Source organism: Isoptericola sp. Y581, assembly GCF_059445475.1.
Genome location: NZ_JCAIUK010000001.1, coordinates 271140 through 286505, shown reverse-complemented (window position 1 = coordinate 286505; position 15366 = coordinate 271140). Strand labels below are relative to the sequence as shown.

The 15366-nt window shown below is 74.5% G+C and carries 12 protein-coding genes and 1 tRNA gene; 4 read left to right on the top strand and 9 right to left on the bottom strand.

The genetic code is table 11. The features are described 5' to 3' along the window. Positions 1-514: 514 nt before the first annotated feature. The 6 genes from AC1C2W_RS01375 to AC1C2W_RS01350 form a co-directional block, all read right to left on the bottom strand. Positions 515-1912, bottom strand: coding sequence for a site-specific integrase (locus AC1C2W_RS01375; RefSeq protein WP_495412148.1), 1398 nt, complete (start codon positions 1910-1912; stop codon positions 515-517). A gap of 5 nt (positions 1913-1917) precedes the next feature. Further along, positions 1918-2148, bottom strand: coding sequence for a helix-turn-helix domain-containing protein (locus tag AC1C2W_RS01370; RefSeq protein ID WP_495388158.1), 231 nt, complete (start codon positions 2146-2148; stop codon positions 1918-1920). A 216-nt stretch (positions 2149-2364) separates the two neighbouring features. After that, positions 2365-2437: transfer RNA gene (locus AC1C2W_RS01365), tRNA-Ala, on the bottom strand. Between the two features lie 50 nt (positions 2438-2487). Further along, positions 2488-3879, bottom strand: coding sequence for a hypothetical protein (locus AC1C2W_RS01360; protein ID WP_495412147.1), 1392 nt, complete (start codon positions 3877-3879; stop codon positions 2488-2490). A 97-nt stretch (positions 3880-3976) separates the two neighbouring features. After that, a complete protein-coding gene (locus tag AC1C2W_RS01355; protein ID WP_495412146.1) occupies positions 3977-4351 on the bottom strand; it encodes a VOC family protein in 375 nt (124 codons plus the stop codon). A gap of 56 nt (positions 4352-4407) precedes the next feature. After that, entirely contained in the window at positions 4408-5049 is a 642-nt protein-coding gene (locus AC1C2W_RS01350; RefSeq protein ID WP_495412145.1) for a GNAT family N-acetyltransferase, read from the bottom strand. Between the two features lie 120 nt (positions 5050-5169). Here AC1C2W_RS01350 and AC1C2W_RS01345 point away from each other — a divergent pair, with 120 nt between their 5' ends. Continuing rightward, positions 5170-5826, top strand: coding sequence for a 5-formyltetrahydrofolate cyclo-ligase (locus AC1C2W_RS01345; protein ID WP_495388162.1), 657 nt, complete (start codon positions 5170-5172; stop codon positions 5824-5826). An 88-nt stretch (positions 5827-5914) separates the two neighbouring features. Here AC1C2W_RS01345 and AC1C2W_RS01340 read toward each other — a convergent pair whose 3' ends face one another. After that, positions 5915-8635, bottom strand: coding sequence for a penicillin acylase family protein (locus tag AC1C2W_RS01340; protein ID WP_495412144.1), 2721 nt, complete (start codon positions 8633-8635; stop codon positions 5915-5917). A 102-nt stretch (positions 8636-8737) separates the two neighbouring features. Here AC1C2W_RS01340 and AC1C2W_RS01335 point away from each other — a divergent pair, with 102 nt between their 5' ends. The 3 genes from AC1C2W_RS01335 to mscL all read left to right on the top strand — a co-directional run bounded on the left by AC1C2W_RS01335 (position 8738) and on the right by mscL (position 10517). After that, positions 8738-9088, top strand: coding sequence for an FmdB family zinc ribbon protein (locus AC1C2W_RS01335; protein ID WP_495412143.1), 351 nt, complete (start codon positions 8738-8740; stop codon positions 9086-9088). Positions 9089-9241: 153 nt separating this feature from the next. Beyond that, positions 9242-10006, top strand: coding sequence for a Flp pilus assembly protein CpaB (cpaB, locus tag AC1C2W_RS01330; protein ID WP_495412142.1), 765 nt, complete (start codon positions 9242-9244; stop codon positions 10004-10006). A 100-nt stretch (positions 10007-10106) separates the two neighbouring features. Beyond that, positions 10107-10517, top strand: coding sequence for a large conductance mechanosensitive channel protein MscL (gene mscL, locus AC1C2W_RS01325; protein WP_495412141.1), 411 nt, complete (start codon positions 10107-10109; stop codon positions 10515-10517). Positions 10518-10549: 32 nt separating this feature from the next. Here mscL and AC1C2W_RS01320 read toward each other — a convergent pair whose 3' ends face one another. Beyond that, positions 10550-10750 (bottom strand): hypothetical protein, encoded by a 201-nt coding sequence (locus AC1C2W_RS01320; RefSeq protein ID WP_495388166.1) that lies wholly within the window; start codon positions 10748-10750, stop codon positions 10550-10552. Between the two features lie 46 nt (positions 10751-10796). Further along, positions 10797-14969 carry a PDDEXK-like endonuclease domain-containing protein gene (locus tag AC1C2W_RS01315; RefSeq protein ID WP_495412340.1) on the bottom strand — a complete coding sequence of 1391 codons (4173 nt, stop codon included), beginning with the start codon at positions 14967-14969 and terminating at the stop codon, positions 10797-10799. Between the last annotated feature and the right edge of the window lie 397 nt (positions 14970-15366).

Below are 15366 nucleotides of genomic sequence, written 5' to 3'. Positions count from 1 at the left end.
CGCTTCCGCCGAGGTCGAGGAGCTGCGACAGGGCGCCGGGGTCGCGCCGGCCGTCAACCGGGTCAGGGCCGCTATCCGCCAGGCGGGCAGGACGCGGAGCGCAAGCACCAGTCGTGGGCCGCCACGCCCTTCGACGCCACTCCCGCGGACGTCGACGAGGCGGAGCACCTGACTCTTGTCGAGAGCGACCACGGCGGACGGCTGGAGGACGCACAGAACCCGGCCCGCGCCTCCAGCCGGCCAGCAGTCACAGCAGTCACAGCAGTCACAGCAGTCCAGGCACGCAGGTCCGCGCTCGAGTTCTCGTCGGTGCTGGATGGTGCCTCGGCGATCCTCCAGTTCGATCCCGCCGTCGTCGGCCCGCACCTCGACGAGGACACGTGGGCGACGCTCCATCGCACGGTCGAGTCCCTCCGGGTCTTGAGGTCGCCACCGAGACGCGCCGCGGAACGGTGCCGAAGAGCGCCTGATCACGACGGGCATCGAGCCTGGTCGCGCATCCGGACGCGGCGGCCTACCACCCTCCATCCGGGTCGTCAGGCAGCGTCGGCTGGACCCATCCGATCGGTGCGAGGACGGGCTCCCCTGGCGCGGTGACGGTCGGGTGCAGCGCCTCGTCGACACGTCCCCAGCCGACGCCGCTCGCATCGCCCTCTTCCTGCCGAATCAGCTCTGCCTCGCCGATCTCGACCATCTCCTGCAGCACGGCGGAGGTGTCCGGCGCCAGACGGAGTCGCTCGATGTAGTGGCGCCCGGTCACCCCGGCGTCGATCTTGTGACCGAGCAGGGCCGCGGCCTCCGCGACGCCCATCTTGCGGGCCACGACCGTCGCTACGGTCTTGCGCAGCAGGTGTGGGTACACGCCGCTGAGCTGCGCCGCCGCCAGCGCGGCGCGCAGCGACCGGCGCAGGTTCGCCGGGGTCTGCGGCCTGCCGACGTTGCGGCCGTCACGGAACGTCCGTGAGGGAAACACCGGCATGTCAGCGCTGATGACCGCCGGACGGATCGACTCCAGCGCCTCGGCGGTGAACTGCGGCACGATCATCGAGCGCTGGCCGGCGTCGGTCTTCGGTCGTTCCTGCCGCACGGTGCCCTGCCCCTTGATGTCGACCATGGTGGCCGTGACCGCGATCGTCGGCAGCCCGTCCGGCGACAGGTTCACCTCGCCCCATCGCAGGGCCATCACCTCGCCGATCCGTAGGCCGGTGCCGAGCATGACGTCGACCACGGCCGGAAGGTGCCCGGTCGGCTTCGGGCCCGGCTGGCTGCGCCTCGAGGCCTGCCAGTCGCGCGTCGCTCTGCGCAGGCGCGCCACGTCGAGCGCGGACATGGCCACAGGTTCGGGCCGCTTCTTCCCCGGCGCGATCGTCTTGCGGGCCGGGTTGTCCCGGAGCGCGTCGTGGATCACCGCACGGTCGAGCACGGCGACCAGCGCGGCCCGCGCCTGGATGGCGGTGGCGAGCATGTCGTGCTTCCCGCCGGCCCTGCCGCGTGCCAGGACCCCGTCCAGCCACTGCTGGCACGCCGCCGGGGTCAGCTCGTTCAGCTGCCGCTTGCCCAGGTGCGGCACGACGTGGTTCCCCAGGACCCGTTCGTACTCGTCGACGGTCTGGGGCAGCACCGGCGGATTCGGCCATGCCGTGCGCGCCCGCATCTCGTTCACCCACTGCCGGCACGCCAGCCCCACCTTGGAGTCCGGGCGCAGCTCCGCCGAACCCCGTGCCGCGCCGAGCCGTTCGACGATCGCGGCCTGCACAGCCAGCCTCGCCTCGACCGCGGAGTCGCGCGTGCGCGACACCTGCGTGTCGTCGCCGTCGAGCAGCCTCACCCGCACCTTGGCGCGCCACTTGGTGCCGGTCCGATAGACGAAGATCTCCCCGTGCTCGCCGGGCTTGAGCCTTCTCGCCGACATCGCGATCACCACCCCGACCCGTCGCCGTCGTCCGCGTCGGCGGCCGTATTGGTCGCCGCCCGGTTCCCGGGGCGCTCCGACGCGTGGTCGGACAGCCAGGTCGCGATGTCGTTCTCGTCGAACATCAGGTGCCGGCCGACCTTGTACGCCTTCGGCGCCGTCCCGCGACGGCGCCAGGCGTGGACGACGCGCGGCGTCGTGTGCAACTTCTCGCACAGTTCGTCGAGCGTCCACATCGGGATATGGGACAAGTTGGTCCCGGGATCGTTGGCTTCCATGCCCCGTAGGTGTGATCCGGTGTACCTCACCGCCGGATCGTCCTCGGACGCACCCTCCGAACCGCGCACTTCGCGTGGCACAAGGCGTGGCATTTCCATGGTTCTCGCCCTTCGTCAGGGCGCCCCGGGAAAGCAAGAGGGCCGCTGACCTGGTGGTCAGCGGCCCTCAGCCGGTGGAGCTAGGGGGATTCGAACCCCCGACCTTCTCATTGCGAACGAGACGCGCTACCAACTGCGCCATAGCCCCGAGAGCGGTGCCAACATTAGCACCACGCCAAGGCAGGTCGCCAAATCGGGTCAGCCCGCCGCGCGACGTCGCGCGAGGATCTCGTCCAGGGGCAGTCCGAGCGTCTCGGTCCGGGGACGAGGCTCCTCTGTGGCGGCCGGAGCGGCGTCCGGACCGGGCGCGGACGACGCGCCCCGGCCGACCCCGGACGACCGGTCGGCACCGGCCCGACCCGAGCCCGCCGGCGTCACCGTCGAGCCGAGCGCGGCCTCCGTCGTCGCGGCGAGCGCGGCGGCACGAACCGCGTCACCGGCCGTCAACGCGCGGCCGGCGGTCGGTGCGGTCCCCGTGAGCGGGCGGGGCTGACGACGCGGGGCCGCCGGCTTCGTCACGTACGTGGGCAGGGGCACGGGCACCGGGTCCCAGGGCGCGCCCCCGACGCCCGGCGAGTTCACGACCACCACCGGTACCGCCGCGGGGGCGCCCGCAGGCGCGGCCGCCCTGTCGAAGACCGCCCGGCCCGTCCTCGAGCCCGTCGCCCCGGCGGGCCCAGACGACATCGCGGAGGGCGTGCGGGCCGGCTCGGGCTCCGCGCCCTCGTCGTCCGCTACCGCGCCGGGCGCTCCGCCGACCCCGGCGGGCACGGACGACGGCGCAGGCACGGGCTGTCGTGTGGCACGACGGTCGACGCGCTGCTCCGGCCGCTGCTCGGCGGGCCGCGGGTCCGACCGGCCGCCGGACGCGGCGGGCACGGGCACGCGCGGGATCATCTGCGTGTGGGTCGCGGACGGGCGCACGGCGTGCCCGGTGACGCGGGCCCGGTTGCGGGGTGCGTGCGGTCCGCCGTTCGCGAGCGCGCGGGCCTGCGTCGCCTGCCGCTGCGCGGCCTTGCGGTCCGCGGCCCAGCGCGCGTCGGAGCGTCGTGCCTGCAGCACGGCGACGCGGCCGAGCACCAGGGCGACGAGCAGCAGCGCGGTCGGCGCCACGGCCGCGTACCAGCTCACTGGCCCGAGGCCCACGACCACCCAGGCGACCGCCGTCGCGAGCAGCAGCAGGAGGGTGAGCAGCAGGCGGCGGCGCGCACGGGCCGCGCGCCGCTCGAAGAGCGCGAGGCGCGGGGCACGGGGCGCGTCGTTCGCCGCGGCCTCGGTCCGCGGGAGCCCGGGGGCACGCGGTGTGCGCCTGTCGTCGTCCTGACCCATCGGTCGCTCCCCTCGTCCGCCGTCTCCGCCACCGTCCGACGACGGGCCGGGCCCCAGCAGCGGCACCGACCCGCCGGACGGCGTCACCCCGCGCGCGCCGCCCGCGCCGGCCACCGCCAGCACCCGCAGCCCGGCAGAGAACCTGTCGTCCACCCGGGAGTCGAGCAGCTGCTGGCGGTGCCGCAGCCGGTGCGGCACCCAGAAGCCCAGCCACAGGACGAACAGCGCGAGCACTGCGAGTCCTGCCGCCGACGTTTCCACGTCACGACGGTAGGGGACCGCGCTAGTTCACGGACGGCACCGGTCCGGCGTGTCCGGTGTCGGGATGCCCGACGGGGCTCGTCAGTCGAGGCAGAACTCAGTCGACGCAGAACTCGTTGCCCTCGACGTCCTGCATCGTGATGCACGACTCCTCCTCGCCGTCGGCGAGCTGCGTGTACAGGTAGACGGCGCCCAACGGCTCGAGCCGGGCCTGCTCCGCCTGGAGCGCGGCGAGCCGCTCGTCCCCCTCCAGCCCCGTGCCGACCCGCACGTCGAGGTGCACCCGGTTCTTGACGACCTTGCCCTCGGGGACGCGCTGGAAGTACAGCCGCGGGCCCACGCCCGTGGGATCGACCGCGACGGACGTCACGCCCTCGGGCAGGACGTAACCGAGCACCTCGCACCAGAAGCGGGCGACGCGCTCGGGCTCCGCGCAGTCGAAGGTGACCTGGAACTGTTTGACCGATGCCATCGGCCCACCGTATCGGCGCGCGACATGCACTGAGCAAGCCACGGGAAAGAGCCGTCCTAGCCCTCGTCCCGCGTCTGCTGCCAGCGGGCGAGGAGCCCCTCGGGCACGTCCTCGGTGGTGAGCGCGAAGGTGCGGTGGTCGCGCCACTGCCCCCGGATGTGCAGGTAGCGCTCGCGCACGCCCTCGTCGCGGAAGCCCAGCTTGGCCACCACCCGCAGGCTGGGGGCGTTCTCGGGGCGGATGTTGATCTCGATGCGGTGCAGACCGAGCACCGCGAGGCAGTAGTCGCCCGCCATGGCGACCGCCGTCGGGATGACGCCCCGGCCGGCCACCTCCTGCGACACCCAGTAGCCGATGCTGGCCGAGCAGAGCGACCCGTACACGATCTGGGAGACGGTCAGCTGCCCGACGAGCTCGCCGTCCAGCTCGACGGCGAAGGGCAGCGTCGTGCCGGCGCGGGCCTGCGCGGACAGCGCCCTCAGGTACTCGCCGAACGTCGCGGAGGTCGGACGCTCGCCGGGGGACGTGGCCTCCCACGGCTCGAGCCAGCGCGCGTTCCGGTTGCGCAGGCGCAACCAGTCCGGTCCGTCCTTGCGCCGCAGCGGCCGCAGCAGCAGGGCCCCGGACGGGCCGTCCTCGCGCAACGTGACCGGCCACGGTCGCGACACGGCCCATCCCCTGGCGTGCTTGTGCGTCATGCCACCTTGCTCCGTCCCGACGCTGCTGCCCGGATCCCGCCGGTCACCGCGGCACGGGCCATCCTCGGCGTCACCGGCGCGCGCCGGGACTCCCGGACGGGACCCTGCCACAATGGCCCCATGCACGGCGACCGCAAGGGATCGAGAGCACACCAGCCGTACCCGGTCGTCGCCGGGATGGAGCTGTCCGACGCCAAGGAGGAGCTCCGCCGGGTCATCCGTGCCCACCGCGCCGAGCGCTCGCCCCGCCTGCGGGACGAGGCCGCGCGAGCGTTCGCCGACATCCTCGCCACCGTGCCAGCGGTGCGCGACGCGCAGGTCGTCGCCACCTACGTCTCCCGCCCCACCGAGCCGGGCACCCACGTGCTGCTGCAACAGCTCGCCGACCGCGGCGCCCGCGTGCTGCTGCCCGTGCTCGGCGCGGGCCTGGCCCGCGACTGGGCCGAGTACCAGGGGCCGGACGACCTGCTCAAGCGTGCGCCCGGCCGCCCGCCCGAGCCCGGCGGCCCCGCGCTCGGCGCCGACGCCATCGCGCAGGCGGACGTCGTCGTCGCGCCCGCCCTCGCCGTCGACGACCGGGGCGTGCGCCTCGGCCAGGGCGGCGGCTGGTACGACCGCTCGCTGAAGATGCGCCGGCCGGGCGTGCCCGTCGTCGCGCTCGTCTTCCCCGAGGAGGTGTACGACAGCGCCGAGCACCCGCTGCCGTCCGCGGACCACGACGTGTCCGTGCACGCCGTCGTCACGCCCGAGGGCTGGCTGTCGCTGCCCGTCGGGTGAGCCTGTCGAAACCCACAGCCCCGCTGGTTGAGCCCGCTGGTTGAGCCTGTCGAAACCAGGTCTCGACAGGCTCGACCGACGAGATCGCTCAGGGGGTCAGCGTCGTGCGGACCACCGCGGCGGCTTCGACGGCCTCGCGGGTGAACGGCCACGGGAACGTCTCCCCCGCGGCCCACTCGTCGAGCTGGTCGTCGTAGTGGGACGACGCCGGGTGACCCGACGTGCCCGTCACCGTGACCCACGTTGACGCGTCCAGGTCGGCCATATCCACCACCATGCGCATCGACGGCCCCGTGGTCACCGCGAAGCTGCCGGTGCCGGCGTCCCAGCCCGTGGCGTTGACGATCGCCGACCCGCCGGGCATCCGCACGCCGTCCGGGTTGACGAGGTCGCGCACGAGGACGGGCACGTCGGTGCCGCCGAGCACCGAGTGCTCGAGCCGCAACGTGTGCAGCGTTCCCCAGTCCCAGTCCTTCGGCTCCTTGGACAGCTCGACCGTGAGGTCGCGCCGGGCGCTGGTGAGCGCCCGCGTGAGGATCTCGTCGCGCGTCTCGACGACGTTCACCGTGGCGCGGTCATCCCAGAAGGTGTCGTCGGAGCGCTCGAGCATCGACTTCACCACCATGAGCCACTGGTCGCCGCCCGAGGGGCGCATGCTCGCGGGCAGGTCGTCCCAGAACGTCTCCTGCAGCAGGTTGCGCCACACGGCCGCGAAGTACGCGGCGGCCGGGGAGTCGGCGTCCATCCGGTAGTCCCAGTCGGCGAGGAGCTCCTGCCCCGCGGCGTCGAACGAGTCGTCGAGGTCGAGATCGACGAGCACGGGCACGAGCGCTTCGGCGAAGGCCGACCAGTCGTCGTTCTGGATGCGGTTCATGTCCTCGGCGGTGAACGGCCGGCCCGCCGCGATCTGCTCGGTCAGGAGGGTGCGGATGCGCTCCGAGCGATAGCCGTAGTCCCAGTCGTCGGTGAGGAACGAACTCGCCCCGTCGCGCAGCACGGCCTGGTTGGCGGCCACGACGAACCCCTCCTCGGGATCGAGGGAGCGGGGCATGTCGCCGTCGTCCACCCAGCCCTTCCAGTCGTAGCGGGGGTCCCAGCCGGGCCGCGGCCAGGAGCCGTCGGACGGCACCGGGCCCTTGACGTCGGAACGCACCGGGATACGGCCGGGCGCCTGGAACCCGATATGTCCGTCGGAGGTCGCAAACACGATGCTCTGCGCGGGCACCTCGAAGAGCGCGGCCGCGGACTTGATGTCCTTCGCGTCCTTCGCCGTGTCGAAGGCGAAGACGGCGTCCGCGGTGCGGCCCGGCTGCAGAGCCGTCCACTGCAGCGCGACGGCGTACTCGCCGAACTCCGTGCCGTCCTCGGTGGGCGAGCCGACCACGTCCCCCACGCCGAGCGCGTCCGAGACGATCGGGCCGTGCTCCGTGCTGCGCACCGTGAGATCGACGGGACTGGCCCCCGCGACCCGGATGGTCTCGGTGCGCACGTCGAGGGGCTCCCACTCCTCGGCGTCCGCGTCGCGCAGCCAGGTGTCGCCCCGCACGCGTTCGATGAAGAAGTCGGTGACGTCGGCGCCCATGTTCGTCAGGCCCCACGACAGGTCACCGTTGTGCCCGATGACGACGCCGGGGAAGCCGGCGAACGAGAAGCCTGTGACGTCGAACGGGCACTCGGCAGTGACCTCGTTGCAGTGCAGGCCCACCTGTGACCAGATGCCCGGGGCGGACAGCTCGAGGTGCGGGTCGTTGGCGAGCATCGGCTCGCCGGACGCCGTGTGCTCCCCCGACACGGCCCACGAGTTCGAGCCTGCGGCGTCGCCGCGGCCCACCAGCACGGGCACCGCCTCGAGCGCACCGCGGGCGGAGTCGACCGCCGCGCTCAGCGCGTCCGTCGCCGCCCCGCCGCCCGACGTCCGGCCCGAGAGCGCGGACGCCAGCTCGGCGTTCGTGGCCGGATCCTCCTCGGACTTCCCGTCCTTGTCCGACGTGCTGTCGTTCGCCAGGTCGCGGTTGCGCAGAACGGGGTGGTTGCCGCTGTCGTCGTAGGCGGGGAACAGCTCGTCCACCAGGTCCGACTCGCCGAGCGTGCTGTAGGCGAGGGCGCGGTCTAGCTCGCTGTCATAGTTGCCGCGCAGGTCCCACGCCATGGCCTTGAGCCAGGCCAGCGAGTCCACCGGGTCCCACGGCTCAGGCTCGTCGATGTCGACGCTCGCCCCGAGCACGGTGTACTCGACGGCGATCTCCTCCGGGTCGCGATCCTCGAGGTAGGCGTTGACGCCCTGCGCGTACGCCTGGAGATAGGCGCGGGACTCGTCCGAGATCAGGTGCCACTCCTGCTCGGCCACCTGGCGCCAGCCGAACGTGCGCGTGACCTTGTCGGCCTCGATCGCGGCCGGGACGTTGCCGACCAGCTCCGCGACCCGGCCGGCCGTCACGTGGCGCCGGTAGTCCATCTCGAAGAAGCGGTCCTGCGCCTGCAGGTAGCCCTGGGCGCGGAACAGGTCCTCGGCCGTGTCGGCGTACACCTGCGGCACATCCTGGGCGTCACGACGCACCTCGACCGCGGAGGTGAGGCCCGGCACCTGCTGGGTGCCGTCGTGGTCCGGCAGCGGGCGGCGCCCGGTGACGACGCCGAACACGACCGTGGCCACGACCGCCAGGACCACGACGACGGCGACGCCGACGGCCGCGCTGCGGAGCCGCGAACGGGGCCGCCGAGGGGGTGCCGGCTCGGTCTCCGTCACGTCCGACGAGAGGTCCGGGTCGGACGGGCTTCCAGGTGCTGCAGGGCTGGCGGTCGCTGACACGCAGGCGAGACTACCGCCCGGCGTATGCTTGGCACTCGCATCACCCGAGTGCCAGCACCGTCCGTCGCGCGGACGTGCCAACGTCCGCCCCGAGGAGATCACGTGCCCACCTACGCGTACCGGTGTGCCTACTGCGGCCACGCCTTCGACGTCCACCAGTCGTTCACCGACGACTCGCTGACCGTCTGCCCCGAGTGCGGCGGCCAGCTCCGCAAGCAGTACGGGTCGGTCGGGGTGACGTTCAAGGGCACAGGCTTCTACCGGACGGACTCCCGCGCCGGCTCGGACAAGAGCGCGGTGTCGGCAGAGAGCTCCGCCGGCAAGAGCTCCGATTCGTCGACGAGCAAAGAGTCCGCGGGCAGCTCGTCCTCGTCGGGCAGCTCGAGCTCTTCGAGCGGCTCGTCGTCCGCCTCATCCACGTCGTCGGGCTCCTCCAAGGCCGCGTCCAGCTGAGCCCTGCGCCGTCCGCCGGCCTGTCGGCCGAGTCCTCGGCCATCCTGACGACTCCGCGCCGTCCCGGGCGCTGACCCTGCCCCCAGACCGGCGTCGTCCACAGATCGCGCCCGGACGCGGCCGGAGCCGGTGGCCGCACCTAGCGTCGCCGCCATGCCGTTGCCCGACGCGCCCGTCCGCCCCTCCCGCCCTCGACGCCCCGACCCCTCGGCCCGCCACGAACCGGGCGGTCGGACCGGCCGGCGACGTCTGGCCCGGCGGCTGCGCGGTGTCCTCTGGCGCGGTCGGTTCGTGCTCGCCGCGCTGTGCTGCGGCCTCGCGGCGACGACCGTCGTGCAGGCGCTCCGCCCTGCGCCGCCACCGACGGTCGACGTGGTCGTCCCCGCGCATGTCCTGCCGGCCGGCGAGGTCGTGCACGCCGACGACCTCGCCACGGCGACCGTGCCCGCCGCCCTCGCCCCCGACGGTGTGGTCACCGACGCCGCCGCCGTCGTCGGCCGATCGCCCGCGATCGCGCTCCCCGCCGGCATCCCGCTGCATCCCGACCTCGTCCCGGGCGGCGGCGTGGTGGCGCAGGCGCCCGACGGCAGCGTGGTGGTGCCCGTGCGCCTCGACGACACGGCGTCCGGGTGGCTGCGGCCGGGCGACCGCGTCGACCTGGTCGTCACGGGTGAGGCCGCACGGGCGGTCGGCGACGGCGAGGACGGCGGCGCCGACACCTACCTCGCGCGCCGGGCCCTGGTGCTGCCCCGGCCGGCGGACGACGGCCAGGAGGGTGCGGCCGGCGGCCTCCTCGGCGGTGGCGGCACCACGCCCGACGGGGCCGACGTCACCCTCGTGGCCGTGTCCCCCGACGAGGCCCCGTCACTGTCGGCGGCGTCCGGGTGGGGCACCGTCGGCGCCGTGCTCGTGCGGTGACCAGGCCGACCAGCCGTTGCACCCCGCGGCTTCCCCCGCGAGAATCGGCCACCGTCAGTCGTCCCCGGGACACCCCGGGGGAACAGCAAGGGGGAACTACGTGAAGAGCTTGCTCGCGGGCTTCAAGGAATTCGTCATGCGGGGCAACGTCGTCGACCTCGCGGTCGGCATCGTCATCGGCACCGCGTTCACGGCCGTCGTCGCCGGCCTGCTCGACGGCATCATCAACCCGCTCATCGCGGCGATCTTCGGCGAGCCGGACATCTCGGATGTCGGTCGGTTCGTGATCAACGACTCCGTCTTCAGCGTCGGAGTCTTCCTCAACGCCGTGCTGAACTTCCTCATCATCGCCGCCGCCCTGTACTTCGTCGTCGTCGCGCCGCTCAACCACCTGGCCGAGCGCCGCGCCCGTGGACAGGAGCCCGAGCCAGAGGCCCCGGCCGAGGACACCGCCCTGCTGCAGGAGATCCGCGACCTGCTCGCCGCGCAGTCGGGCCGCCCCCAGCCCTGACCGGTACGGCGGCCGCACAACGGCCACAGCCGTCAGCGTCGACCCCAGTGCGGCGGGACGTCGCGCGTCAGGCGGTCGTCGTTGTCGCCGTGGCCGCCGCGGTCGTCGGCGGTCTCCCCCAGCACCGTCTCCCGCTCCCCGCCGCGCCGCACCGCGCGGCGGGGCCGCCTGCGCCGGGGCTCGCCGGCCGACGTCGAGCCCGACGTCGGCGGGTTCTCGTCACGTTCGCTCACCCGACCATTGTCCGGCACCGTCCGGCACCGCACGGCGTGGGACCGCTCAGTCGTCCGACCGCGGCTCAGTCCGGCCGTCCTCGACATCCCCATCGGCATCGACTCCATCGCCGTCCCCGGGAACTACCTCGGCGTCCGGAGGAACTACCTCAGCGTCCGGAGGAACTACCTCGGCGTCCGGAGGAACTACCTCGGCGTCCGGAGGAACTACCTCGACGTCGTCGTGCGCGTCCTCGATGTCCTCGTCGGGGAGCACGGGCACCACGACGTCGCGCGGTGGCACGACCCCGCCCGCGGTGCCGATCCGCTCGTCCCGCACCCGCTGGACCAGCCGGCGCACGCGGTCGGCCTCGCCGTCGGGGTCGAGGAACGCCGCGGCGGACCAGACCTGGGTCACGACCCACCCCACGCGCTCGAGCCGCTCCGCGAGCTGGCGGTCGCGGACCCGGACCGACGGCTCCGCCACGTACGCGGCGTCGTCGGTGAGCACGGCGACGAGCAGCTCGCCCGGCAGGTCGGGGTGCCCGACCGCCAGCGGGATGCGGTCGCCGTCGGATGCCCCGTAGTCCGTCTCGACGAGGTAGCCGAGCTTCCAGAGACGCTCGCCGAGGTCGACGAGCAGCCGGTCGGGGGCGCGGCCCACGTCGACGCCGTTGCCGAGGAGCACCTGGTCGGCGACGCCGGAGCGCCGCTCGGCGAGCTCCAGGGTCTCGACCAGCAGCCGCGGCCCGGCGCCCCGCAGGCGCTCCGGGTCGAGGGCATCGGCCCGGAAGCACGAGACCACGTGCAGCCGCTTGCGGGTGGCGCCGAGCGCGCCGACGAGCATGGCCTCTCCCCCGGCGTCGCCCAGCACACCGAAGCGGTGCAGCACGCGGCCGTGCGGCGTCCGGCCGAAGCCCACGGACAGCAGCACGGTGTCCCGCGAGAGGCCGGCCACGCCGGTGATGTCGGCGACCACGACCGGCTCCGGCCGCGAGCCGGAGAAGAACGGCGCCAGCGCCGGGTTGGACCGCACCTCCGCGAGCAGCGCCTCGCGCACCCGGTCGGCGTGCGCGGCCGTCACGGTGACGATCGCGAACGTCTCCTCGGGGCGGGTCAGGGCGTGCTCGATCGAGACCTCGACCACGCGGTCCACCTCGGCCTGCGTGCTCTCGACGCTGCCCGAGACCGGGTCCGGCATCCCGGCGCCGTCCACGACGTCGAGGTGCACCAGGGCCTCCGCGCGTGGCAGCGGGGCGGGGCGCAACAGCCCCTCGTACCCGTGGGCGGCGAGCAGGCGGGTCAGCCCCGGGTCGCGGCTGTTCTCGTGCGGCTGGAGCGTCACCGTGGGCAGCAGCGCGGCGAGCTCCCGCACGCTGGAGCCGGACGCGGACCGCGGGTCACCCACCACCACCACCTGGCGCCCGCGCGCGAGGGCTGGCACCACCACCTCCGTGGGCACGTGCTGCACGGCGTCCAGGATCACGACGTCGGCCGTGCGGTGCTGGGGCAGCAGGTGCGGCACGAGCGTCGGGGTGGCGACGAGCGCGGGGCGCAGCCGGCGCAGCACGTCGCCGTGCCGCTCCGCGATGTCGCGCAGCGTGGTCATCCGGCCCTCGATGAGCTCCGTGAACAGGGCTTCCGCGCCGTCGCGGTTCTCCCGCATCGCGGTGCCGAGGTGCGCGCGAGCCGCGACCCGCACCGGCTGCGAGAGTGCCGCGAGGTGCTCGCGGTCGAGGTTGCGGAAGCGGCGGGCGAGGGCGTCGAGCCCGGTGCCATCCTGCCCGGCGAGCACGGGGTCGGCGGCCAGCAGCTGCTCGAAGACGGACGACCACCAGGCGAGCTCGAGCTCGGCCGAGACCAGGTCGCCCGGCACCCGCCGGTCGGTGAGGTCGTCGACCAGGTCGCCGATCCCGGCGGCCCGCGCCAGGCGCAGCAAGTTCGTGCGCTCGGGGAGCACACCCAGCGCGTCGGCGGAACCCGCGAGCCGCTGCAGCCGCTCCGTGAGCCCGTCGAGGTCGAGGTCCAGCAGGTGGCCGCCGAGCATCGTGGGCGCGAGCACCGGCTCGAGGGCCTCGAGGTCGATGCGCACCGCCCCGTAGGTGTCCTCGATGGACGCGAGCCCCTCGGGCAGCGTCGGCCAGCCGCCGCGCTGGGCGTGCTCCGCCCAGACGTCCCGCTGCTCCTGCACCTGGACCAGCGCCTCGTGCAGGTTCGACACCCGCACGCCCGGGCGCACCATGTCCTTGGCCCGCTTGCGCAGCCGCCGCCCCGCGAACCAGCCCATATCCACCCCGTGCTCGGCCCGCCAGCGCCGCGACGCCGTCGCCTGCACCAGGTCGGCGGCGGTGCGCTCGAAGACCATCGGGTGGAACAGGTCGAGGGTGCTGCGCATCCCGCCCAGCATCGCGAGCTGGTCGCCCCACCCGCGCACCGTCGTCGGCGCCGTCAGGCCGGTGACCTCGCCCGTGTACGCGAGCTGGCGGCGCAGCTGCGGCACCGTGACGTCGCGCAGCCGCTCGACGCGCACGAGGGCCTGGCGCGCGTCGTCGTCGGTCAGCAGGAGCGCCCCGTACCAGGGGGTGGACGACGGGCGCAGCGTGAAGGCGCCCAGCACGGCCGCGCGCTCCAGCCCGCCGGCGATCTCGCGCCGCCGCTCGGCGCTCAGGGCCAGCACGGACTCCGACGCCAGCCGCACGGTGGTCGACGGCGCCGGCCGCTCGGAGGTGAGCCGGGCGAGCGCCTGCAGCGCGTCGTAGGCCGAGACCTGCCACGGCGAGCGCGGCTGGTGCAGGGCCTCGATGTACCCGCTGAGCTGGGCACGCGTGCCTATCAGCGCGTCGCGCACCCGCGCGGCGCCGTCCACGTCCACCTGCTCCGGCTCGCTCGCCATCGCCGACAGCAGCCGCCGGGTCACGTCCTCGCGCCAGGTCGGGTGCGGTGGCACGTCGAGCAGCAGGCTTTCGAGGCCGAGCGAGTCGAGCCGCAGCGCAAGCCGGTCCGCGGCCCGCCGGTGGCCCGTCACGTAGAGCACGGACCGGCCGGCCGCGGTCGCCTCGCCGACGACGGCGGCCAGCGTGCCCGCGACGTCCGAGCCCACGGGTGCGTCCACGAACAGGTGCCCGCCCGTGGCCAGTGCGTCGAGCACCGAGCGCTGCTGCGGGTCGAGGTCGCCCACGCCGCGCTCGCGCGTCGGGTCGGCGTCCCCGCGTCGCGGCGCGGGGAGCTCGAGGGCGGCGAGCCTCTCCGCGGCGGCGTCGACGCCGGCGAGGGCTGCGACCACCTCGTGCCGGTGCAGCGCGGGCGCGAGCTGGTCGAGGTCGTCGACGAGGGCCTGGCCCGGGTGCACGAAGGTGCCCACGAGCACGCGCCGGTCGAGGTGGAAGTCGTCGAGCACGGCCTCGCCGAGCGCGGTCACCCGGGCCAGCACGTCGGCGGGGTCGAACCCGGCGAGCGTGAACGTCGCCTTCGCGAGCGACGCCGGGTCCAGCAGGGCCCCGTGCGCCCGCAGCGTGCGCGCCACCACGGGGTTGATCTCGACGGTCGGTTCCAGCGTGAGGTCGTAGTCGGCGCCGCCGTCCCCGCGGGGGGTGAGCGTCACCGGGCGCAGCACCACCGGCGCGTGCACCACACGGCCGGTGGGCGGGGCGTCGTCCGGGCTCGACGGGGTCGCGCGCGGGGCGGCCGGCTTCTGCGCCGCCATCGACACGACCGGGATCGAGGCGGTCAGCGCCGGGCCCTCCTCCGCGTCCGAGGGATCGCCGTCGGGCGCGCCACCCGGGGTGTCGGCCGCCGTGCCGCCCGGCCCGGCGCCCGGCCCGGCGTCGTCGGGTGCCTCGGCGTCGGGTGCGCCGTCCGTCCCGAGTGCGCCGTCCTCGGCGTCGGGCTCGGTGGCGGACACCGAGGCGACGCGGGCAAGCGCCGCGACGTCGTGCCGCTGCGGGCCGCCGCCGCCGAACGGCACCTCGGGCCCGTCGTCGTGCTCCACCCAGGTGGCGACGCCGATCGCGAGGTACGTGGGCGCGACGCCGTAGCGCGAGGCGTGCTCGGCGGCACGGGCCGCGACCGCCCGGGCACGACGACGCGCCGCGGGCAGCGCGTCGCCCTCGCGGATCAGGTTGGACAGGCGCGTGGGGCGGCCGGCGAAGAGCCCGGCGACTCCCGACGGGTGCGCCGCGGAGAGATCGACGACCGCCTCCCCGAGCAGCCCCACGTCGGACAACGACGAGCCGCCCACCATCTCCACCAGGGACGACCGCCACCGCCGCGTCGCGGCCTCGACCGCGGCCGCGGCGGCGGACGACGCGCTCTCGGACACCCTCCGGCCGGACGGCCCGCTCGAGCTCCCGGCCGCGGCCGGTGGCCCCGGAGGCGCGGCGGACGGGGAGTCGAGGCTCGCCGCATCGTCGTCGGCCGCCGCCGGGTCGCCGGCGGCCCGACCCGTCCCTGGGGACGCGGCCGGCGCGGCGGGCACCCCGGCAGAGGGGTCGACCGCGGTCGTGGCGTTGGATCGTCGGGCGGCTCTCACGCCAGCACGGTAGAACGGCCGACCCCTCGCGGAGGCCTCGGCACGCCGACCTTCGGCGGTTGAGCCTGTCGAAACCACCGCAGCGGCTCCGACGCCAACCGGGTGCGAC